General features: G+C 70.3%; 21 protein-coding genes and 1 tRNA gene. 12 read left to right on the plus strand and 10 right to left on the minus strand.

Features of this window, described 5'->3' with window-relative positions:
- Positions 1 to 65: 65 nt before the first annotated feature.
- Positions 66 to 944 (minus strand): alpha/beta fold hydrolase, encoded by an 879-nt coding sequence (locus AUC44_RS04235; RefSeq protein WP_062157533.1) that lies wholly within the window; start codon positions 942 to 944, stop codon positions 66 to 68.
- Positions 945 to 1,152: 208 nt separating this feature from the next.
- Positions 1,153 to 2,037 (minus strand): 1,4-dihydroxy-6-naphthoate synthase, encoded by an 885-nt coding sequence (locus AUC44_RS04240; protein WP_062159675.1) that lies wholly within the window; start codon positions 2,035 to 2,037, stop codon positions 1,153 to 1,155.
- Positions 2,038 to 2,275: 238 nt separating this feature from the next.
- Between AUC44_RS04240 and AUC44_RS04245 the strand changes: the two genes are divergently transcribed.
- On the plus strand, positions 2,276 to 2,833 hold the full coding sequence (locus AUC44_RS04245; RefSeq protein ID WP_062157534.1) for a DUF6174 domain-containing protein: 558 nt from the start codon (positions 2,276 to 2,278) through the stop codon (positions 2,831 to 2,833).
- A gap of 42 nt (positions 2,834 to 2,875) precedes the next feature.
- Here the strand turns inward: AUC44_RS04245 and ribF are convergent, their stop codons facing one another.
- Positions 2,876 to 3,772, minus strand: a complete 897-nt coding sequence (ribF, locus tag AUC44_RS04250) for a riboflavin biosynthesis protein RibF (RefSeq protein ID WP_062157535.1) — start codon at positions 3,770 to 3,772, stop codon at positions 2,876 to 2,878.
- The gene (locus AUC44_RS04255; RefSeq protein ID WP_062157536.1) at positions 3,769 to 4,296 is read right to left on the minus strand and encodes an NUDIX domain-containing protein; all 528 of its coding nucleotides are present in this window, start codon (positions 4,294 to 4,296) and stop codon (positions 3,769 to 3,771) included. Before AUC44_RS04255 ends, ribF begins: the two co-directional genes overlap by 4 nt.
- A gap of 57 nt (positions 4,297 to 4,353) precedes the next feature.
- Here AUC44_RS04255 and dgt point away from each other — a divergent pair, with 57 nt between their 5' ends.
- Positions 4,354 to 5,484 (plus strand): dGTP triphosphohydrolase, encoded by a 1,131-nt coding sequence (gene dgt / locus AUC44_RS04260; RefSeq protein WP_062157537.1) that lies wholly within the window; start codon positions 4,354 to 4,356, stop codon positions 5,482 to 5,484.
- Positions 5,485 to 5,578: 94 nt separating this feature from the next.
- Positions 5,579 to 5,655 (plus strand) — tRNA-Ile (locus AUC44_RS04265).
- 52 nt (positions 5,656 to 5,707) lie between these two features.
- Here the strand turns inward: AUC44_RS04265 and AUC44_RS04270 are convergent.
- Genes AUC44_RS04270 through lipB form a run of 4 tightly spaced genes read right to left on the minus strand, consistent with a single transcriptional unit; the run spans position 5,708 to position 9,083 of the window.
- Positions 5,708 to 6,574, minus strand: a complete 867-nt coding sequence (locus tag AUC44_RS04270; RefSeq protein ID WP_062157538.1) for a CBS domain-containing protein — start codon at positions 6,572 to 6,574, stop codon at positions 5,708 to 5,710.
- A gap of 47 nt (positions 6,575 to 6,621) precedes the next feature.
- Positions 6,622 to 7,311, minus strand: coding sequence for a hypothetical protein (locus AUC44_RS04275; protein ID WP_062157539.1), 690 nt, complete (start codon positions 7,309 to 7,311; stop codon positions 6,622 to 6,624).
- Between the two features lie 58 nt (positions 7,312 to 7,369).
- Positions 7,370 to 8,359, minus strand: coding sequence for a lipoyl synthase (gene lipA / locus AUC44_RS04280; RefSeq protein ID WP_062157540.1), 990 nt, complete (start codon positions 8,357 to 8,359; stop codon positions 7,370 to 7,372).
- Positions 8,360 to 8,363: 4 nt separating this feature from the next.
- Positions 8,364 to 9,083 (minus strand): lipoyl(octanoyl) transferase LipB, encoded by a 720-nt coding sequence (lipB, locus tag AUC44_RS04285; RefSeq protein WP_062157541.1) that lies wholly within the window; start codon positions 9,081 to 9,083, stop codon positions 8,364 to 8,366.
- Between the two features lie 190 nt (positions 9,084 to 9,273).
- Between lipB and AUC44_RS04290 the strand changes: the two genes are divergently transcribed.
- The gene (locus AUC44_RS04290) at positions 9,274 to 9,801 is read left to right on the plus strand and encodes a GNAT family N-acetyltransferase (protein ID WP_062157542.1); all 528 of its coding nucleotides are present in this window, start codon (positions 9,274 to 9,276) and stop codon (positions 9,799 to 9,801) included.
- A 58-nt stretch (positions 9,802 to 9,859) separates the two neighbouring features.
- Here AUC44_RS04290 and AUC44_RS04295 read toward each other — a convergent pair whose 3' ends face one another.
- The gene (locus AUC44_RS04295; RefSeq protein WP_062157543.1) at positions 9,860 to 10,642 is read right to left on the minus strand and encodes a hypothetical protein; all 783 of its coding nucleotides are present in this window, start codon (positions 10,640 to 10,642) and stop codon (positions 9,860 to 9,862) included.
- A gap of 188 nt (positions 10,643 to 10,830) precedes the next feature.
- On the opposite strand from AUC44_RS04295, the gene rplS reads away from it, so the two are divergent.
- From rplS to AUC44_RS04310, 3 genes are all read left to right on the plus strand, one after another.
- Positions 10,831 to 11,256: a 50S ribosomal protein L19 gene (gene rplS, locus AUC44_RS04300; RefSeq protein WP_062157544.1), complete on the plus strand. Its 426-nt coding sequence runs from the start codon at positions 10,831 to 10,833 to the stop codon at positions 11,254 to 11,256.
- A gap of 90 nt (positions 11,257 to 11,346) precedes the next feature.
- A complete protein-coding gene (locus tag AUC44_RS04305; protein ID WP_062157545.1) occupies positions 11,347 to 12,099 on the plus strand; it encodes an HAD family hydrolase in 753 nt (250 codons plus the stop codon).
- Positions 12,096 to 12,929 (plus strand): HAD family hydrolase, encoded by an 834-nt coding sequence (locus tag AUC44_RS04310; RefSeq protein WP_335338680.1) that lies wholly within the window; start codon positions 12,096 to 12,098, stop codon positions 12,927 to 12,929. Before AUC44_RS04305 ends, AUC44_RS04310 begins: the two co-directional genes overlap by 4 nt.
- Before the next feature lie 11 nt (positions 12,930 to 12,940).
- Here the strand turns inward: AUC44_RS04310 and AUC44_RS04315 are convergent, their stop codons facing one another.
- Positions 12,941 to 14,002, minus strand: a complete 1,062-nt coding sequence (locus tag AUC44_RS04315) for a LacI family DNA-binding transcriptional regulator (protein ID WP_231724523.1) — start codon at positions 14,000 to 14,002, stop codon at positions 12,941 to 12,943.
- A 199-nt stretch (positions 14,003 to 14,201) separates the two neighbouring features.
- On the opposite strand from AUC44_RS04315, the gene AUC44_RS04320 reads away from it, so the two are divergent.
- The 5 genes from AUC44_RS04320 (at position 14,202) to AUC44_RS04340 (ending at position 19,648) form a co-directional block, all read left to right on the plus strand.
- The gene (locus AUC44_RS04320; RefSeq protein ID WP_062157547.1) at positions 14,202 to 15,527 is read left to right on the plus strand and encodes an ABC transporter substrate-binding protein; all 1,326 of its coding nucleotides are present in this window, start codon (positions 14,202 to 14,204) and stop codon (positions 15,525 to 15,527) included.
- A 141-nt stretch (positions 15,528 to 15,668) separates the two neighbouring features.
- On the plus strand, positions 15,669 to 16,583 hold the full coding sequence (locus AUC44_RS04325) for a carbohydrate ABC transporter permease (RefSeq protein ID WP_062159677.1): 915 nt from the start codon (positions 15,669 to 15,671) through the stop codon (positions 16,581 to 16,583).
- 1 nt (position 16,584) lies between these two features.
- A complete protein-coding gene (locus AUC44_RS04330; RefSeq protein ID WP_062157548.1) occupies positions 16,585 to 17,403 on the plus strand; it encodes a carbohydrate ABC transporter permease in 819 nt (272 codons plus the stop codon).
- The gene (locus AUC44_RS04335) at positions 17,400 to 18,905 is read left to right on the plus strand and encodes a mannitol dehydrogenase family protein (RefSeq protein ID WP_062157549.1); all 1,506 of its coding nucleotides are present in this window, start codon (positions 17,400 to 17,402) and stop codon (positions 18,903 to 18,905) included. The genes AUC44_RS04330 and AUC44_RS04335 overlap by 4 nt, the downstream gene beginning before the upstream one ends.
- Positions 18,902 to 19,648, plus strand: a complete 747-nt coding sequence (locus AUC44_RS04340) for an SDR family NAD(P)-dependent oxidoreductase (RefSeq protein ID WP_062157550.1) — start codon at positions 18,902 to 18,904, stop codon at positions 19,646 to 19,648. The genes AUC44_RS04335 and AUC44_RS04340 overlap by 4 nt, the downstream gene beginning before the upstream one ends.
- Positions 19,649 to 19,681 lie beyond the last annotated feature (33 nt).

The following is a 19,681-nucleotide window of genomic DNA, read 5'->3' on the forward strand; positions in this document are numbered from 1 at the left end:
TCCGGAAAGTGAGAGGGCGGCGCGCACCGGCACTGATCCGGGCGCGCCACAGGCAGGGTGGGGTCTCAGCGCAGGCTGAGGGCGAAGTCGTTCATGGCGCGCGCCGCCGCGTCGGCCTTCTCGAAGGTGGCGGCGTGCCCGGCGCCGGGGATCAGCACGAGTCGGCTGCCCGGGGTGTTCATCTGCATCTTCATGGCGACCTCGGGCGGGGTGAGGTTGTCCTCCGCGCCGAACAGGTACAGGGTGGGTACCCGGATGGTCGGCAGGATCGGGTTCGCGTCCGGGCGGTTGGCCAGGGCCGCCGCGCCGCCCACGGCGCCGTTCAGGCTGGCCTGCTTCACGAGGCTGCCCAGGTGCATGACCTGATTGGGCATCTTCATGCGGCTCTCGCCGGTCAGCATGCGCGGCATCAGGATGTCCACGAGGCTGGCGACGCCCTTCTCCTGGGCCTGCTGCCCGGTGCCCAGCCAGTTGGCCTTCTCGGCCACGCCGCTGGGATCGGCGGTCGTGTCGATGAAGATCAGGCCCTTGAAGCGCTCGGGGGCCATCTTGTACATCTGGAACAGCGTCATGCCGCCCATGCTCATGCCGCCCGCCACGACCTGATTCAGTTTCAGGGCGTCCATGACCCCCAGCACGGTGCTGGCGTAGTTCTCGATGCTGGCGTCCGCGCTCGGGGCGCGGCTCATGCCGAAGCCGGGCAGGTCCACGGTGATCACGCGGAAGTTCCGGGCGAGCAGCGCGCGGTTGTTCTTGAACAGCTCGCCGCTCAGCGGGTACCCGTGGATGAGCAGCAGCGGCTGCCCGCTGCCGGTCGCCTTGTAGAACACGGTCGAGCCGTTCACGGTCACGGTGCCGCGGTCGGGCACGGTCTGCCCCTGGGCACCCCCGGCGAGAGCGGCGGTGGCCAGTAAGGCAGTCAGGGTGGTCAGGGTACGTTTCATGGGGGAACCTCGTGGGACTGCGCGGCAGGGGAAAGTACCCCGGCGGCGCCAGGGGCGCGCCTGTCAGGAACCGGCCGGCTTCGGTCGAACGAGCCCACCATCCCAGACCCTGACCGCCCCCAAACGGGGGAAGCCCCACCTTGTGAAGCTCCCTTCAGGTTCGTCCCAAGGTCAGATCAGGAAGCCCCTCATGAGCCCGCGCCCCCCGTCACTCCACAAACAGCGGCCATGCCGAGGGACGGGTCGCCCCGACCTCCACCGCGCGGCGGTGCAGTTCCCGCACGGCCCGCTCGCCCTCCTCGCCCACGTCCAGGCTGAAGGGGTTCACGTACAGGTCGATATGCGCCTGCATCACCTCGTCCGACATCTCCAGCGCGTGCTCGCGGATGTACGCGCGGGCCGCGTCCGGGTGCGCGTACGCATACTCCAGGCTGGCCCGCACCGCCGCGTTCAGGCCGCGCTGCACGTCGTGCGGCAGGTCGCGGCGCACCAGGATCGCACCCAGCGGGAGCGGCAGCCCCGTTTCTCCCTCCCACCACGCGCCCAGGTCGAGCAGGCGGGTCAGGCCGTACTCGTGGAAGGTGAAGCGCGACTCGTGAATGATCAGGCCCGCGTCGATGGGCTGTCCCCCGAACTCGCCGCGCTGCACGGCGGGCATCACCTCGTCGTAGCGCATCCGCACCACGTTCACCCCCGGGAACACCAGCCGCAGCAGCAACTCCGCCGTGGTCAGCGCGCCCGGCGACGCCACCGTGCGCCCGTTCAGGTCCTGCACGTCCCCGCGCGTCACGACCAGCGGCCCCACGCCCCGCCCCAGCGCCCCGCCCGCGCGCAGCGCCACGTACCGGTCCATCACCTCGAAGTACGCGCGGTAACTGATCTTCGTCATCGGCAGCCGCCCCGCCACGGCCCACTCGTTCAGGGTCTGCACGTCCTCCAGTACCTCGCGCACCGGCAGCGGCCCCTGCACCAGCCCCGCATGCAGCGCGTGAAAGATGAACGTGTCGTTCGGGCAGAACGAGTACCCCAGGTCCAGCACCGCCGGCAACTCGGCGGAGGACTCGGGGGACGAAACAGGGGAGAGGGCGTCCATGCTCATGCCGCCCAGGGTACGCCCCACCCGCCCCGGCGCACCGCAACCCTCACCACCCCCGCCTCTCGGGCAGGTTCCCTCTGCTTCATGTACAGCCCGGAAGGACACCGGACTGTCTATTCCGCGTCCGGAACCTGCCCTGCTCCAACTCGCATCCGCTCGGAGTGAACGGTTGAGCGAACCGTTCAACCGGAGCCCTTCTCAGCCGGCCGTCAGGTTCGGCCCGTACGCTGCCCACATGACCCCCACCCGCGTCCGTCTTCCCCTGCGTCCTCTCGTCACGGGCCTGCTGGCCGCCGCCCTGGGCAGCGCCGCGCTGGCCGGGGGCGGCACCGCGCCGCTGAACCCGGCTTCCCAGACCACCGCCCCCTTCGGCTGCCGCGCCGGGTATGTCCGCCCGGACTTCCGGGCCCTGACCGCCCAGCTGACCCAGGCCCGCGCCCTGTGGGCCAGCCGGCGCCCCGCGAACTACACCTACGACGTGAACCAGATCGCCGCGCCCGTCCTGTTCCCCGGCACCCGCGTCACGGTCAGCGGCGGCCGCGTGACCCGCACCGCCCTGGCCCCCGGGCAGGAAGGCACCGTGAACCCCGCCCTGTCCGCGCGCACCATGGACGCCCGCTTCGACGAGATGGCCGCCACCCTGAAGGCCCAGGCGAAAGCCCCCTGCCCCATCGTCCGGCAGACCTTCGACTCCGCCTACGGCTACCCCACCCGCTTCGCGTCCGGCCTTGGCGACGAGGGCATCATGGACGGCTTCGGCGAGTGGACCATCAGCAACTTCACGGTGAACTGAGGGGCCCCTCGGTCGGCTAACCCCTCAGTCGGCGCAGCACGTTTACCGGACGTCTTTCAGGGCGTCGCGGGCGGCCTGCGCGTCGCGGGCAATCTGGGCTTTGAGTTCGTCCAGGCCCGAGAATTTCTGCTCGCCGCGCAGGTGCGTGAAGAACTTGACCTGCAACTCCTGGCCGTACAGGTCGCCGCTGAAGTCGAACAGGTGCACCTCGAAGCGGCGGTCCTGACCGTTCACGGTGGGGCGGAAGCCCACGTTCGCCATGCCGTGCCATCGCCCGTGATCCCCGACCGCCACGACCGCGAACACGCCCAGCGGCAGGGCCTTGCCGTCCGGCACGCGGATGTTCGCGGTGGGCCAGCCGATCGTGCGCCCCAGCTGGTCGCCCTGCACGACGACGCCCTGCGCGTCGTAGTGGCGGCCCAGCAGGCGGCGCGCGCCGTCCACGTCGCCGCTCTTGAGGTACTCGCGCACGCGGGTGCTCTTGATGTCCTCGCCGCTCAGGCCGTGAATGGGCACCACGACCACCTCCGGCGCGACCTCGCGCAGGTCCGCGGCTCTCCCGGCGCGCCCCCGCCCGAAGTGGAAGTCCTCCCCGACGACGATCGCGCGCGGGCGCAGCAGGCGCAGGTCATCCAGGAACGCCTCCTTCGGGCGGGACGCGAACTCCGGCGTGAAGGCCGCCGCGATGGTCTCGTCCACGCCGTAGCGGGCCAGCAGGTCCAGCTTCTCCGGGAGGGTGGACAGGAACTCCACGCCCTGCGTCAGGACCCGCGTGGGCGGATCGAAGGTGTACACCACGCTGGGCACCCGGTGCTCGCGCGCCTTGGCCTTCAGCTGCGCGATGAGCGCCTGATGCCCCAGGTGCACCCCGTCAAACGACCCGACCGCGACCACCGTGGCGGTGTCCGGGCGCTGGCCGGGCGACACGTACGTCTTCACGCGCTCCCCGGGCGGCCCGCGAGCAGGATCACGGCGTGCATGGCGGCCGCCACCGTGGACGCGCTGCCCACCAGCGACCCGTCCCGCAGCCCCGCCAGGACCTGTGCGGGCGGCAGCCACAGCACCTCGATCCCCTCCTCGTCCTCGTCATGCGGCAGCTTGCTCTCGCGCAGGTTCGTCGCCTCGAACACATGCAGGAACTCGTCGCAGAAACCCGGACTGGAATAGAAGCGCGTGATCAGCGTCACGTCGCCGTCCAGGCCCGCCTCCTCCTGCAACTCGCGCCGCGCGGCCTGCTCGGGCGTCTCGCCAGCGTCAATCAGCCCGGCCGGGGCCTCTACGGTGAACGCACCCACCGCGCGCCGCTCCTGGCGGACCAGCAGCATCTCCCCGGCTCCGTTCAGGGCCAGCACCGCCACCGCGTCCGCGTGCCGCACCACCTCCCACTTGCCGTCCAGGAGTTCCAGGCGCACGATCCGCCCGTCATACACCACCCTCGTCTCACCCGTCGTCTCGCCGCTCATCTTCCGGCAACTGTAATGCACCCGCCCCCACACCCGGGGCGGTCATAGACTGCGCCCATGTTCACCCGCCCGGACCTGGAAGCGCGCGAGGCCGCCACGCTGGCCCCCTACGCCACCCTCAGCCGCGACCACGGCGGACGCGAACACGCAGAAGACGAAAGCGAGACCCGCACTGCCTTCCAGAAGGACCGCGACCGGGTGCTGCACACCACCGCCTTCCGCCGCCTGGAAGCCAAGACGCAGGTGTTCCTCTCGGCCGCCGGGGACCACTACCGCACCCGCCTGACCCACACCCTGGAGGTCCAGCAGGTCGCCCGCAGCGTCGCCCTGAGCCTCGGCCTGAACGAGACGCTCTCCGAGACCATCGCCCTGGCCCACGACCTCGGCCACCCCCCGTTCGGGCACGCCGGGGAACGCGTCCTGAACCAGCTGCTGGCCGATGAGGGCGGCTTCAACCACAACCTCCAGGCGCGGCGCATCGTCACGCTGCTCGAACACCCCAAGAGCGAGTACCCGGGCCTGAACCTCACGCACGACACCCTGGACGGCCTGAACAAACACCACCGCGCGGGCCTGGGCCAACCCAGCCTGGAAGCGCAGCTCGTGGACGCCGCCGACGCCCTGGCGTACACCGCGCACGACCTCGACGACGGCCTGCGCAGCGGCCTGATCACCCCCGCACAGCTGACCGGGCTGCCCCTGTGGGCCGAACTCACCCGCCGCGCCGGCGTGCACGGCCACGACCTGAGCGAACAGGGCCGCCGCACCCTGCACCGCCAGCTGCTCGGGTGGCTGATCAAGGACCTCACGCACGCCAGCCACGCCAGCATCAAGGAGAGCGGCGTCACCACCCCCGCCGAGGTCCGCGCGCAGCCCACCCGCCTCATCACGTACAGCCCCGACATGCGCGCCCTGCTGCGCGATGCGGGCACCTTCCTGCGCGAGCACCTCTACCGCCACTGGCGGGTCGAGATGCAGGTGGAACAGGCCACCCAGGTCCTCCAGAGCCTGTACCACGCCCTGATGAACCGCCCCAGCATGCTCCCGCCCACCTACCGCGCCCTGGCCGCCAGCGAAGGCCAGCCGCGCGCCACCTGCGACTACCTCAGCGGCATGACCGACCGCTACGCACTGGACACGCACGCCACCATCACCCCCGGCGGCCCCGCCACCCTCTGGCCCCGCTGAGGCACCCGGCGGCAACAGGTGTTGACAGGGTGAAGACCCCCTGATACATTTATGCCCGCCTGCCCGAGAGGACAGCGCAAACAACAACAGGTGCGCGGGTGTAGCTCAGCTGGTTAGAGCGCACGCCTGATAAGCGTGAGGTCCCCAGTTCAAGTCTGGGCATCCGCACCAAGAACAGAAACCCCGTCACTGACGGGGTTCTTTCGTTCAGTCCATCGCAGGTCTAGGTGGTCGCCCCGCCTGTGCCCACGCTCTCGCCCAGCACGGTGCGGATCACGTCGCTGATCGTCACGACGCCCAGCAGGTCCCCATCCTCCGTGATGACCGGCAGGCCGTGCACGTCCAGGTTCAGCATGCGGGTCAGCGCGTCACGCATGGGGACGCTCTCGGTGACGTACCCGGTGGGGGGGCGCATCAGGTCCGCGGCGGTCAGGCCGTTCAGAAAGAACTGGTCGGCCAGGACGGTGGGTCCGTGGGTCGCCCCAGCGCGGTCCACGGCGGCCGTGAGGTCCTTCTCGTGCAGCACGCCGCGCAGCTGGGTGCCCTGCACGACAGGCAGGACGTGCAGGCGCGTGATCTTCAGCGTGGCGGCGGCCTCGCTGGCGGGCGTGCCGGGCGTGACGGTCACGACGCCCCTGGTCATGTGCTGATCCACCGCGCCCCAGTGCAGCCGCGCGGCGCGGCCCTCGGCCCGCAGGACGTCCGTCAGGGTCAGCATGCCGCGCAGCTCGCCGTCCTCGTCCACGACGGGCAGGCCCCCCACGCGCCGGTCCAGCATCAGCCGCAGCGCCGCCGTCAGGGGCGCGTCGGGCGTGACCGTCAGCACCGGGTGACGCATGATGTCCCGCGCCCGCACGCGCCCCACGCGGTCCGTGAACGCCCACGGGGTGAGGCCCTCGCTCAGGGTGGGCAGCGCGCGGCGCACCTCGCCGTCCGTCACGATCCCGACCACGCGGCCGTCCTGCACCACCGGCAGGCGCTTGACGCGCAGTTCCTGCATGGTGACCACGGCGTCCGTCAGGGTGCTGTGGGGGAAGAGGGTGACGGCGCGGGCGTGCATGGCGTCCTTCACGAGCAGGGGGGTGGTCATGGTGAAACCTCCTGCCCACAGGGTCGGCGCTGCCTGTTACGGGGGCATTACGGACTAGGAGGGTCGGGGAAGATGCGGTCCAGCCACGCGAACCGCTGTTCGAGAAGGGGAAGTTCGAGGTGCAGCACGTCTTCCTCTAAGCTCATTAGGTACCGGGTCAGCGAGAAGACGTGCACCTGCTTGAATGGCGATCCCTGCGGCAGTGGCACGGTGGTCCAACTGGTGTCCGTATCGTCGGGGTGAACGAGCCACCACAGGCACAGCAGCGGCTCGACCCGGTACCTTTTGCCGTCATAACCGGCGGGCCGCTGCATGGGCGTCAGGACTTTCTGCACGAGTGCTTCCTGAAACCTCGTGTTCTCCTGATCCCAGATCCACCGGTGCCACTGTCGCTGGCCGATCTCGCGGAGCTGCTCGTGAGACGTGTCCGGCGCGAGATAGACGCCGCCGATGGCGTTACCACCCCACATCTTGATCTCGGTCTGGTACAGGGTGCCGTTGCCGTCGTCAATCCAGGCGTCGAGTCTGGGGCCTCTCTTCGCCCCGGTCGTGACCTTTGTGCTGATCAGAGCCGCATTCGAGTTTTTTTGGCGTAGGTAGTGAAGGATCAGTCCGACAGCCAGCGGTTCACCGATCAGCCCCGTCATTCCAGTGTGGTGCCCGTTGGCTGCCAGATCGCCGGAATTCATGAATTTCAGCAGTTCTAGCCGGTTCACGCTCATGGGGGTGGAGGACATATCCAAAGCATAGGGACCGGGAGTGGATGCCCGGTCCCCATATGACGTGCGCCCTAACTCAGATCAGGCTGAGTTCGCTGCCCTCGCCGAGGTGCGCGAGGTGCTCGGGCAGGGTGCCGGGGCGGTCCATGACGATCTGCTCGGCCTTGTAGGAGCTGCGGACCAGGGGGCCGCTGACGACTTCCAGGAAGCCGAGGCTCATGGCTTCCTCGCGGATCTCGTCGAATTCGGCGGGGGAGACGTAGCGTTCGACGGGCAGGTGGTGCATGGTGGGGCGCAGGTACTGCCCGAAGGTCAGGACGTCCACGCCGGCGGCGCGGCAGTCGCGCATGGTCTCGCGGAGTTCCTCGCGGGTTTCGCCCAGGCCGAGCATGATGCTGGTCTTGGTGATGACGTCGGGGCGGGCCTGCTTGGCGTGCGCGAGGACCTTCAGGGTCTGGTCGTAGTCGGCGCGGATGTCGCGGACGGGGTGGGTGAGGCGGCGGACCGTTTCGAGGTTCTGCGCGTAGGTGTCCACGCCGCTGTCGAGCACCAGATCGACGCAGTGGGTGTTCCCGCCGAAGTCGGGCGTGAGGGCCTCGACGCGCGTCTCGGGGTTGAGTTTCTTGATGGCCTGGACGGTCTTGGCGAAGTGGTACGCGCCGCCGTCCGGCAGGTCGTCGCGGTCCACGCTGGTCAGCACGACGTACTTGAGGCCCATGAGCTGGACGCTCTCGGCGACGCCCCGGGGTTCGTCGAGGTCGAGTTTGCCCATGGGGTTGCCGGTGTCCACGGCGCAGAAGCGGCAGGCGCGGGTGCAGATGTGGCCCATGAGCATGAACGTAGCGGTGCCGCGGCTCCAGCATTCGCCGATGTTGGGGCACATGGCTTCCTCGCACACGGTGTGCAGGCGGTGTTCCTTGACGATCTTGCGGACTTCGGTGAAGACCTGACCCGTCGGGATGGTGACTTTCAGCCACTCGGGTTTCTTGTCGCGGACCGGGACGCTGTCTTTGCGGTAGATGCCGTTCTTGATGAACTTGGGTTCCTTGGCGTTCTCTTGGGTCATGGGTTCAGCTCCCGGCTGCCGCGGGGGTGGGCAGCGTCCAGTCGTACTGGGCGAAGGTGGTGTGGAAGGCGCGCGTCAGGGCGTCTTTGGCTGTCTGCATGCTGGCCGCTCTGTTCAGGCCGCGCAGGTCGTACTCGCGCTGCACGCTGGTCATGTGCGTCTGCGTCAGGCCGCACGGGACGATCAGGTCGAAGTGCTGTAGGTTCGCGTTCACGTTCAGGGCGAGGCCGTGCAGGGCCACGTGCCGCTGTACCGCGACGCCGAACGACGCGATCTTCTGATCGTACGTCAGGCCGTTCACGTCCCGCTCGGTGACGTACACGCCCGCGTAGCCGGGGTTGGGCCGGGCGTCCTCCAGGCCCAGGTCGTGCAGGGCCGTGATGGTCGCCTGTTCGAGCAGGCGCAGGAAGTCCGCGACCCGGCGGCCGACGGGGAAGATGGCGTACGCGACAAGCTGGCCGGGGCCGTGGTAGGTGACGTCCCCGCCGCGTTCGACCTCCAGCACCTCGATGCCCTGCGCCTTCAGGTAGTCGCGGGTGACGATGATGTTGGTGCCCTCGCGGGCCTTGCGGCCCAGCGTGAGGACGGGCGGGTGTTCCACGAGCAGGAGGGTGGGCGGGGCGTCCCCGGCGGCCACCTGTGCGTGCAGGGTTTTCTGGAGGTCCCAGGCGTCCCGGTACGGCGTCACGCCGAGATCCCGGACGGCGAAGGGGGAGGCGGTCATGCGGCGATTGTACGTCCGCACGGCGGCCTTTTAACGTGCCCTGGGCGGGAGTCTGCCCGGTATTGACCACGCGGCGTGGTGAATCCTGCGCCCCGCGCTGGTCGAGCCCGTCCGTACGGCCCGGACGCCAGGAGTGGGCGCTGCGCCATCTGGCTCAGGGCAGACGCGGTGGGGCGCCCTAGGGTGAGGTATGGACCTGGTGCCCCCCTCCGAGCAGTTCAAAGCGAGCTTCCTGGACGCCGTGCGCGAGGCGCAGGCCACCGGCAGCGGTCTGGGCGACACCCTCAGCTTCGACGTGGCCGACATGGAGCGTGACTTCCCGGCCTTCCTGGCTCACCTGCGCCGCTTCGAACCCGGTCACGCCCTCCCCGAGGGCTTCGTGCACTCCGAGCCCCTGTGGCTCGTGGACGGGGACACATACCTGGGCCGCGCCAGCATCCGCCACACCCTGAACGCCCGCCTGCGCGAATTCGGCGGTCACATCGGCTACGAGGTCCGCCCGGGCGCCCGCCGCCAGGGGCACGCCACCCGCATCCTCGCCGGATCGCTGCGCCGCGCCCGGCAGCTGGGCATCGAGTCGGCCCTCGTGACCTGCGACGCGGACAACACCGGCTCGCGCCGCACCATCGAGAAGAACGGCGGCGTGCTGGAAGGCCAGTTCGTGGTCCCGGACCACCCCAAGCCCATCCTGCGGTTCTGGGTGCCCACGCCCGCCTGACCCGGAACCCGTACGGCACAGGGGAGGGCCGCGCGGCCCTCCCCTGCGCGTGACCTGCTCAGGCCTTGCGCAGCTGCCCGGCCTTCTCCTCCATGAGCTGCGCCAGGTCCTCCAGCGCCTGCGCCTGCTGCGCGGGGGCCGCGCCGGTCTCGGTCAGTTTCTCCGCGACGGCCTCACCGATGCGGGTCAGGGCGTCCACCTGCTGCGGCGCGGCCTCGTCCAGTTCCGCCAGCCGCTCGACCAAATGCTCGCCCGCCTGCCCCAGCACCTGCGCCTCCTGCTCGGCGTTCAGGCGGCCCAGGGTGGCGACCCGGTCGTGGTACTCGGCGCTCACGCGCTCGAGCTGCGCGACCTGTTCCAGCGTGTCGGCCTGCACCTGCGCGGCCTGCATCAGGGTCGTCAGGGCCTGCATCTGCTCGCGCACGCGCGCGTGGATGCCCTCCAGGCGGCGCACGTTCACCTCGCCGACGGGCGTGCGGGCCACCTCGTCCAGCGCCGTGCAGACCAGTTCGTCCAGCGCGTGGGCCGCCGTGATCTGCGCCTCGCCGCTTTCCAGGATGTGGCGCAGCGCCTCCTCCTGCGCCGAGCGGGCCTCACCGCCCGCCCCGAACGGCAGGGCGCGCAGCTGCTCGGTCGTGACCTGCACCACCTCGCGCAGCGCGTCGGTCGCGGCCAGCCCCTCCCGGCCGGCGCGGATGATGGCGTCCAGCGCGCTCGTCTGCGCCCACCCGGCGGCCCCCACGTGCTCGCGGGCGCGCACCTCCGCCACGCGGCGGCGCTGTTTCAGGGACGCTTCGCGCACCTGCGCGACCTGTTGGGCTGCATCTTCGACGGCTGTCATGTTGCCCAGACTGCCGTGTCTGGCCCGCCGCTGAACGTGACTCCTGCCGCACTTGCCCCCGGCAGAGGCGGCCCGTATACTTCTACAGTTCGGTCGTCTGCCCAGGCGACCAGTTCATCAGGAGCACGAACGTCTCTGCCCGCAGACAGCGGGACGGTGGGACGGTCCGCTGCCCGAAGGAGCAAACCATGCAGCACGCAATCAAAGTGAACCGTGGCGCCATCCTGCGCGCCGTCGAGCAGCCCCACCTGAAGGCCGACCTGCCCGAGTTCCGCCCCGGCGACACCGTCCGCGTGGAAACGAAGGTCGTCGAAGGCAACCGCACCCGCAACCAGGCCTTCGAGGGCGTCGTGATCGCCATCAACGGCACCGGCAGCCGCAAGAGCTTCACCGTCCGCAAGATCAGCTTCGGTGAAGGCGTGGAGCGCGTGTTCCCCTTCAACAGCCCCCTGGTCGCCAAGATCAGCGTGCTGGAGCGCGGTAAGGTCCGCCGCGCCAAGCTGTACTACCTGCGCGAACTGCGCGGCAAGGCTGCCCGCATCAAGAGCGACCGCAGCCGCGTGATGAAGGACGCCGCCGCCAAGACGGCCGCGAACGCCAAGAGCGAGGAGTAAGGCCCTGGCCGCCGCGCCGCCCCCGGATGTCCGGGGGCGGCGCGCTCCTTTGCCTACCCGCGCCGCGCGGTCAGCCGGTAACGTGCGGACGTGCCCCCCACCGCGCTGCTGGCCCTGGACCTTGACGGCACCCTGCTCGGCCCTCAGGGTGAGGTGCCCCCCGGCCTGAGTGATGAACTGCGCGCCTGGGCCGGGGCGGGCGCGCATCTGGCGCTGCTGACGGCGCGGGGCCGCGTGCCGCCCGAGGTGCAGGGCTGGCCGCTGCACACGGTGACCCGCTGTTACGGGGCGTGGGTGGAGCAGGCGGGACAGGCGCTGTGGTCGTGGTTCCTGCCGGAAGCAACGGTCCGCGTCGCCACCGAGGCCATTCCACTGGCCGACCGGCGGGTAGGGAAGACCCTACTGGGCACGGCCGACCCGGGCGGGATCGTGCGCGGCCCCCAGCCGGGATTCGAGACGTCCTGGCCGCAGGCGCGCGCGGTGCTGAAGATCGTGCGGGGCGATGAGCCCGCGCGGCTGGACGTCCTGGCGGCCCGCTGGGCGGCGCTGCCCGGCACGGGGCTGATCCGCGAGCGGTCCACCCGGCTGGTGCTGGTGCGGGCCGGCGCCGACAAGGGCGCGGCGCTGCGTCACCTGACGGCCCACCTGGGTGTGCTCCGCGCGCGGGTCGTGGCGGCCGGGGACGGCCCGGCGGACGCCGCGATGCTCCCTCACGCCGGGCTGTTCATCCGGGTGGGCGCGCACCCGGCGCTGGCGGGCGCGGCGCTGCGCGCCGGGTGTCCAGCGGATGTGCCCGGTGTCCTGGCGGGGGTGCGGGTGCGGTTGCTACGCTGCCCGGCGTGAACCTGCCCGAGAACGCCCCGACCACGCTCCCTCTGCTGATGGCCTTCGACCTGGACGGCACGCTGATTCCCGACGCGGGCCGCGCCGCCGCGCCCGACGTGGTGGCCGCCCTGGGTCGCCTGCGGGCCCTGGGGGTGCAGCTGGCGATCATCACGGGGCGCGACACGCCGCCCGGCGCGGTGCGGGACGCCATGCAGCCGCACGCGGTCGCCACGAACAACGGCGGGCGGGTGCTCGTCGGGGACGACCTGCACCAGGAGGCCAGTTTCACCGACGCGGATCTGGAGGCGGTGCTGGCGCACGAGCTGCCGGGCGCGCGGGTGGTGCTGTTCACCGCCGAGACGCTGTACGTGGACCTGCCGCCCGGCGCAGAGCCCGAACCCTGGATGTTGGCGCGGTCGTTCCGGCCGCTGGCGGACGCGCCGCGCGCGGGCATCCTGAAGGCCGGGTACTACCACCCGGACGTGGCGGGACTGGCCGGGCGCCTGCGTGAGGGGCACCCGCATCTGGTCCTGACCGGCGCGCAGGCGCCCTACCCGCACTTCCTGACGGTCACGCCGCAGGGAGCGCACAAGGGCGCGGCGCTCACGCTGATCGCGGACGCGCTGGGCGTCCCGCATGACCGCACCGTGGCGTTCGGGGACAGTGACAACGATCAGGCGATGCTGGAGGTCGCGGCGTTCGGCGTGCAGGTGGGGGACCTGCCGCTGCTGGCCCCCCACGCCGACGCGCGCGTGGACACGCAGGCGGAACTGGGCGCGTTCCTGCACGCCTGGGCCGACCGGATGGCGGCCGGCCAGGCTGGGGCGGCCCGGGCCGGGGAGCGGTAAACGGTTTCCGGTCAGGACCGCGCGGGCGGGGCGGTGCTGCCCCGCTCGATCAGCCGTGCGCCCAGCACCACGTGCCGCTGCGTGACCGTCCCGTGTCCGAGCTGCGCGAGCATCAGCGCGGCGGCCTGTTCGGCCATGGTCTTCACCGGCTGCTCGAGCACCGTGATGGGCGGGTCCACGAGGCTGGTCCAGGGGTAGTTGTCGAAGGCGACGAGGCTGATGTCGTCCGGCAGGCGCACCCCGCGTTCGCGCAGCGCGCGGTACGCTCCGGACGCCTGCGTGCCGGTCAGGGCGATCAGCGCGGTGGGCGGCTCGGGCAGGTCGAGCAGGTCGTTCGTGAGGGCGTAGGCGGTGTCCTCGGTGAGCAGGGTCACGCGCTGGTACTCGGCGGGGACGGTCAGGCCCAGTGCGTTCATGATCTCCGGGAAGGCGCGGCTGCGTTCCTCCGGGTGGATGACCGGGTGGTAGGTGCCCAGCGCGGCGATGCGGCGGTGGCCCAGCGCGTGCAGGTGCGTGACCGCCTGCCGCACGGCGCCCGGGTTGTCGAGCATCACGCTGGGTTCGTCGTGGTGGGGGGGGCGGTAGTCGTACTCGGTGATGGCCACGCCGCGTGAGCGCAGCCGCGCGAGGTACTCCTGGCTGTCCTGGCCGTAGCCGGGGCGCAGCATGACGCCGGCCACGCGCAGGCCGTACAGCCGCCTCAGTTCCTGGAGTTCGCGCTGGGCGCTGTACTCGTTCTCGCTGATGATCAGGGTGTAGCCCGCGTCCGCCAGGACGTGCGAGGCGGTGCGGGCGAACTGCGCGAAGAAGGGTTCGAGGATCGAGCCGACGACCAGCCCGACGGTGGTGCTCTGGCCGCCGCGCAGGCTCCCGGCGCGCTGGTCGGGCTCGTAGTGCAGCTGCGCGATGGCCTGCTGGACACGCGCGAGCGTGTCGGGCGTGAGTTTGTCGGGTTCCTTCAGGGCGCGTTTGGCAGTGGTGGGGGAGACGCCGGCCAGCCGGGCGACGTCCTGGATGGTGGACACGGCTGCATTGTAGGTCAGGGTCGAGGCGACACTCAAGCGGTTGGTCACGAGACCATTTTCACATGCCACCTTCCGGAGTGGCACCAGTAGACAATTGAAAACGATTGTGATTCACTGATGGACACGAGACCATTCAATCCGAGATCAGGTGAGCCCGTCACCTGAAGTGGCGCCGCTGTCACCGACGCCGCTCCGCTGCTGTCCGCCCCGCCCCTGACCGGGCCCTGTCCCACCGGAGGAACCACCCGTGAACCGACTCGCCCTGCTCGCCCTGACCGCCCTGCTCAGCCAGGCCAGCGCCGTGACCATCACTGTCGCCACCGTGAACAACCCGGACATGGTCACCATGCAGAAACTCACCCCCGAGTTCAACAAGAAGTACCCCGACATCCAGGTCAAGTGGGTGACCCTCCCCGAGAACGAACTGCGCCAGAAGATCACCCTGGACGTCGCCTCCGGCGCCGGCTCCTTCGACATCGCCACCGTCGGCGCCTACGAGGTGCCCATCTGGGCCAAGAACGGCTGGCTCAAACCGCTGACCCCGCTGTTCGGGAAGAACCCGGACATCGTCAAGAGCTACAACCTCGCCGACGTCCTGCCCGGCGTGCGCAGCGCCCTGACCGTCGGCGGCAGCCTGTACGCCGTGCCCTTCTACGCCGAGAGCAGCATGACGTACTACAACAAGGATCTCTTCAAGGCCGCCGGGCTGACCATGCCCGCCCAGCCCACCTGGACCCAGATCCAGACCTTCGCCAGCAAGATCCACAACCCCGCCAAGGGTGTGTACGGCGTGTGCCTGCGCGGACTGCCCGGCTGGGGCGAGAACATGGCCCTGTTCACCACCATGGTCAACACCTTCGGCGGCCGCTGGTTCGACCAGGGCTGGCAGGCGCAGCTGAACACTCCCGCCTGGAAAAACGCCATGACCTTCTACGTGAACCTCGTCAAGAAGTACGGCCCTCCCGGCGCGACCGGCAACGGCTTCACCGAGAACCTCACCCTGATGAGCCAGGGCAAGTGCGGCATGTGGGTCGACGCGACCGTCGCCGCCGGGTTCCTGAGCGATCCCAGCAGCTCCAAGATCACCAAGTCGGTCGGCTTCGCCAAGGCCCCGGTCGGCACCACCGCGCGCGGCAACAACTGGTACTGGAGCTGGAACCTCGCCATTCCCAAGAGCACCAAGCAGGAAGACGCCGCCTTCAAGTTCCTGACCTGGGCCACCAGCCAGGAGTACATCGCCCTGGTCGCGAAGACCAAGGGCACCTGGGCCAGCGTGCCCCCCGGCACCCGCACAAGCACCTACCAGAACGCCAACTACAAGAAAGCCGCCGGCGCCTTCAGCGGCCTGGTGCTGAGCAGCATCAACACCGCCGACGTGAACAAGGCCACCAAGGACCCCGTGCCCTACACCGGCGTGCAGTACGTCGCCATCCCCGAATTCCAGGCGCTCGGCACCCAGGTCGGGCAGTACCTCGCCGGGGCGCTCAGCGGGCAGTACACCGTTGATCAGGCGCTGAAACTCAGCCAGGACGCCGCGAACAAGACCGCCCGTGAAGGCGGCTACCAGAAGTAAGCCCCCACGCGGGGCGCGGCGACCTCCAGCGCCGCGCCTCACCCCCACCCGCAGTCCCAGCGCACCCCAGGGGAGGCCCGAGGCGACGACCTCGCCTCCCCACGTCGCTTGTCCACGCCGCCCTCACAGGAGGTGAAGTTCATGACCGCCGCCGCCACCACGCCCGCCACCAGCGCCCCCGCCCCGAAACGCGGCCTGAGGCTCAGCCCGGCCGCGCTGATCTGGCCCGCCATGCTGTACCTGATCCTGACCACCCAGGTGCCGTTCTTCATGACGGTGTACTACTCGTTCTTCCGCTACAACCTCGCCATTCCCGGCAGCCGCCCCTTCGTGGGCTTCGCCAACTACCAGAACCTCCTGACCGACCCGCAGAACCTGCACATCCTGTGGAACACCGTCGTGCTGGCGGGCGGCACCCTGATCCTGACCCTGATCATCGGCGCGGCCCTGGCGCTGCTGCTGAACCGCGACTTCCCGGGCCGGGCGCTGCTGCGCACCCTGCTGATCAGCTCGTTCCTGATCATGCCGGTCGTGACGGCCGTCGTCTGGAAGAACATGCTCATGAACCCCGTCTTCGGGTTCTTCTCCTGGGTCGTCACCGGCCTGGGCGGGCACCCGGTCGACTGGCTGGCGCAGTACCCGATGGCCAGCGTGATCGCCATGATCACCTGGGAATGGACGCCCTTTGCCATGCTGATCCTCCTGACCGGCCTGCAGAGCCTGCCCGACGATCAGCTGGAGGCCGCCCGCCTGGACGGCGCCAGTCCCTGGCAGGAATTCCGCTTCGTGGTGCTGCCCCACTGGACGCAGGCGATCCAGGTGGTCGTCCTGATGGAGACCATCGCGCTGCTGCAGGTGTACGGCGAGATCTACGGCTCCACGTCCGGCGGTCCCGGCATCGCCACCACGAACCTGCCGTACTTCATCTACCAGAAGGCCTTCGCGGAGTACAACATCGGCCTGGCCAGCGCCGCCGGGGTCCTGACCGTGATCCTCACGAACGTCCTGGCCGCCTACATGCTGCGGCTGCTGACCCGCGCGGGCAGGGGAGAGTGACATGCAGGCCCAGATCCGACTGAGAAACGCGCTGCTGACCCTCGTCACGTACCTGATCGCCGCCGCGTTCCTGTTCCCGCTCGTGTGGATGTTCATGGCCGCCTTCAAGACCGAGGCGCAGGCCTTCGCCACCCCGCCCGTGTTCGTGTTCACGCCCGTCCTGGAGAACTTCGGGCATGCGCTGGGCAGCTACTTCCCGGCGCTGCGCAACTCGCTGGTCGCCGCGGTGGGCAGCACGGTCCTGGCGTTCATCCTGGGCCTCCCGGCCGCGTTCGCGCTGGCCGTGTACCCTACCCGCCGCGCGCAGGGCGTGCTGACCTGGATGCTGTCCACCAAGTTCATGCCTGCTGTCGGCGTGATCGTGCCGCTGTTCCTGATCTTCCGCAACCTGCACCTGCTCGACACGCTGCCCGGCCTGATCCTGATGTACACCACCATGAACCTCCCGCTGGTCGTGTGGATGATGCACTCCTACATGACCGAGATCCCCTACGCCATCTACGAGGCCGCCAAGGTGGACGGCGCCTCGGTCGGGCAGGAATTCTTCGGGATCGCGCTGCCGCTGAGCACGCCCGGCATGGCCGCCACCGCCCTGCTGTGCCTGATCTTCGCGTGGAACGAGGTGTTCTTCGCCCTGAACCTCACGAACAGCGACGCTGCGCCCCTGAGCGTGTTCATCAGCCAGTTCAAGACCAGCGAGGGCCTGTTCTGGGCGCAGATGAGCGCCGCCGCCACCCTGACCGTCCTGCCGGTCCTGATCTTCGGCTGGATCGCGCAGCGCCAGCTGGTCCGCGGCCTGAGCTTCGGCGCGGTGAAATGACCGTGGCCGCCGCCAGCCTCCCCCTGCGCGCCGCGAGCCTCCCCGCCCTGGCCGGGCGCGTGCAGGTGCCCACCTACGACCCGCGCGGCCTGCGCACCGGCATCGTGCACTTCGGCGTGGGTGCCTTCCACCGCTCGCATCAGGCCATGTACCTCGACCGGCTGCTCAACCTGGGGCAGGCGCACGACTGGGCCGTCTGCGGGGTGGGCGTCCTGCCCGGCGACGCCCGGGTGCGTGACGCGCTGCGCGCCCAGGACCACCTGTACACCCTGCTGACCCGCGCCCCGGACGGCCACCATGAGGCCCGCGTGATCGGCGCCGTGCACGACTACCTGTTCGCCCCGGACGACCCCGAGGCGGTCTGCGAGCGGCTGGCGCACCCCGCCACGCGCATCGTGTCCCTAACCGTCACCGAGGGCGGCTACAGCCTGAACAACGCCACCGGCGAGTTCGACCCCAGCGGGGACGTCCTGCACGACCTCCAGCCCGGCGCCGCGCCCCGCAGCACCCTGGGCTTCCTGACCGAGGGCCTGCGCCGCCGCCGCGAGCGCGGCCTGCGCCCCTTCACGGTCATGTCCTGCGACAACATCCAGGGCAACGGGCACGTCACCCGCCGGGTCCTGACGGCCTTCGCCCGCCGCCGGGACCCGGAACTGGCCGACTGGATCGACCGCGAGGTCGCCTTCCCGAACAGCATGGTCGACCGCATCACCCCGGTCACCACGGACGCCGTGCGCGCCGATCTGGAGCGCGAGTACGGCGTGCAGGACGCCTGCCCGGTGGTCGCCGAGGCGTTCACGCAGTGGGTGCTCGAGGACCACTTCACCTGCGGCCGCCCCCCACTGGAGGACGTGGGCGTGCAACTCGTCCCGGACGTCGAACCGTACGAACTCATGAAACTGCGCCTCCTGAACGCCGCGCATCAGGCCATGAGCTACCCCGCGCTTCTGGACGGCTACACGTTCGTGCACGAGGTCTGCCAGCAGCCCGACTACGCGCAGTTCCTGCTCGACTACATGACCTTCGAGGCCCGCCCCACCCTGCGCCCCGTCCCCGGCATCGACCTGGGCGCCTACAGCCACGACCTCATCGCGCGCTTCTCGAACCCCGCCATTCAGGACACCCTGGCCCGCCTGATCGTGGACGGCAGCGAACGCATCCCCAAATTCCTGCTGCCCGTCGCTCGCGAACAGGCCGCGCGGGGCGGGGACCTGCGCCGCTGCGCCCTCGTGGTCGCCGCCTGGAGCGCCCACGTCGCGCAGGCCGCCACGCGCGGCGACGCGCTCGACGACGTCCGCGCTGCCGACCTCACCCGCGCCGCCCTGGCCGATCAGGTCACGCCCGGCGCGTTCCTGCACCAGCCCGACGTGTTCGGCGACCTGAGCGCCGCGCCCGCCTTCGCGCAGGCCTACCTGGACGCCCGCGCCGCCCTGGCCGCCCACGGCCCCCTCGGCGCGCTGCGCGCCCTGCACGCTGCCCCCACCCAAGGAGAACACGCATGACCATCCTCGACCTTTTCCGCCTGGACGGCCGCCACGCCCTGATCACCGGGGGCGCGCAGGGCATCGGCTTCGAGATCGCCCGGGGCCTCGCGCAGGCCGGGGCGCGCGTCACCATCGCCGACCTGAACCCCAACGTGGGCCAGACCGCCGCCGCGACCCTGGCCGGGCAGTTCGAGGTGCTGAACGTCACCGACGCCGCCGCCGTCGCCGCCCTGGCCCGCAGGCTTCCGGACGTGGACATCCTCGTGAACAACGCCGGGATCGTCCGCAACACCCCCGCCGAGGCCACCCCGGACGACGACTGGCGCAGCGTGATCGACGTGAATCTGAACGGCGTGTACTGGTGCTGCCGGGAATTCGGCCGGGCCATGCTGGAGCGCGGCCAGGGCAGCATCGTGTCCACCGCCAGCATGAGCGGCCTGATCAGCAACCACCCGCAGCCGCAGGCGGCGTACAACGCCAGCAAGGCCGCCGTGATCCACCTCACCCGCTCCCTGGCGGGCGAGTGGGCGCCGCGCGGCGTGCGCGTGAACTGCGTCGCGCCCGGCTACACCGCCACGCCCCTCACCAGACGCGGCCTGGAGACCCCCGAATGGCGCGAGACGTGGCTGAAGGAAACCCCGATGGGCCGCCTCGCGGAACCCGCCGAGATCGCCCCGGCCGTACTGTACCTCGCCTCCGAAGCTGCGAGTTTCGTCACCGGGCACGCGCTGGTCGTCGACGGCGGCTACACCTGCTGGTAAAGCCCACGGGTACCGAGATGAGGGTCGAAGCGT

Origin of the sequence: Deinococcus actinosclerus, from assembly GCF_001507665.1 — a bacterium.
Taxonomy (GTDB): Bacteria; Deinococcota; Deinococci; order Deinococcales; family Deinococcaceae; genus Deinococcus; species Deinococcus actinosclerus.

What these genes read in the sequence shown, in the direction of transcription:
- AUC44_RS04235 (WP_062157533.1), bottom strand. Translation starts at nt 944, where the DNA reads ATGAAACGTACCCTGACCACCCTGACTGCCTTACTGGCCACCGCCGCT.
- AUC44_RS04240 (WP_062159675.1), bottom strand. Translation starts at nt 2,037, where the DNA reads ATGGACGCCCTCTCCCCTGTTTCGTCCCCCGAGTCCTCCGCCGAGTTG.
- AUC44_RS04245 (WP_062157534.1), top strand. Translation starts at nt 2,276, where the DNA reads ATGACCCCCACCCGCGTCCGTCTTCCCCTGCGTCCTCTCGTCACGGGC.
- AUC44_RS04255 (WP_062157536.1), bottom strand. Translation starts at nt 4,296, where the DNA reads ATGAGCGGCGAGACGACGGGTGAGACGAGGGTGGTGTATGACGGGCGG.
- dgt (WP_062157537.1), top strand. Translation starts at nt 4,354, where the DNA reads ATGTTCACCCGCCCGGACCTGGAAGCGCGCGAGGCCGCCACGCTGGCC.
- AUC44_RS04270 (WP_062157538.1), bottom strand. Translation starts at nt 6,574, where the DNA reads ATGACCACCCCCCTGCTCGTGAAGGACGCCATGCACGCCCGCGCCGTC.
- AUC44_RS04275 (WP_062157539.1), bottom strand. Translation starts at nt 7,311, where the DNA reads ATGTCCTCCACCCCCATGAGCGTGAACCGGCTAGAACTGCTGAAATTC.
- lipA (WP_062157540.1), bottom strand. Translation starts at nt 8,359, where the DNA reads ATGACCCAAGAGAACGCCAAGGAACCCAAGTTCATCAAGAACGGCATC.
- lipB (WP_062157541.1), bottom strand. Translation starts at nt 9,083, where the DNA reads ATGACCGCCTCCCCCTTCGCCGTCCGGGATCTCGGCGTGACGCCGTAC.
- AUC44_RS04290 (WP_062157542.1), top strand. Translation starts at nt 9,274, where the DNA reads ATGGACCTGGTGCCCCCCTCCGAGCAGTTCAAAGCGAGCTTCCTGGAC.
- AUC44_RS04295 (WP_062157543.1), bottom strand. Translation starts at nt 10,642, where the DNA reads ATGACAGCCGTCGAAGATGCAGCCCAACAGGTCGCGCAGGTGCGCGAA.
- rplS (WP_062157544.1), top strand. Translation starts at nt 10,831, where the DNA reads ATGCAGCACGCAATCAAAGTGAACCGTGGCGCCATCCTGCGCGCCGTC.
- AUC44_RS04325 (WP_062159677.1), top strand. Translation starts at nt 15,669, where the DNA reads ATGACCGCCGCCGCCACCACGCCCGCCACCAGCGCCCCCGCCCCGAAA.
- AUC44_RS04330 (WP_062157548.1), top strand. Translation starts at nt 16,585, where the DNA reads ATGCAGGCCCAGATCCGACTGAGAAACGCGCTGCTGACCCTCGTCACG.
- AUC44_RS04335 (WP_062157549.1), top strand. Translation starts at nt 17,400, where the DNA reads ATGACCGTGGCCGCCGCCAGCCTCCCCCTGCGCGCCGCGAGCCTCCCC.
- AUC44_RS04340 (WP_062157550.1), top strand. Translation starts at nt 18,902, where the DNA reads ATGACCATCCTCGACCTTTTCCGCCTGGACGGCCGCCACGCCCTGATC.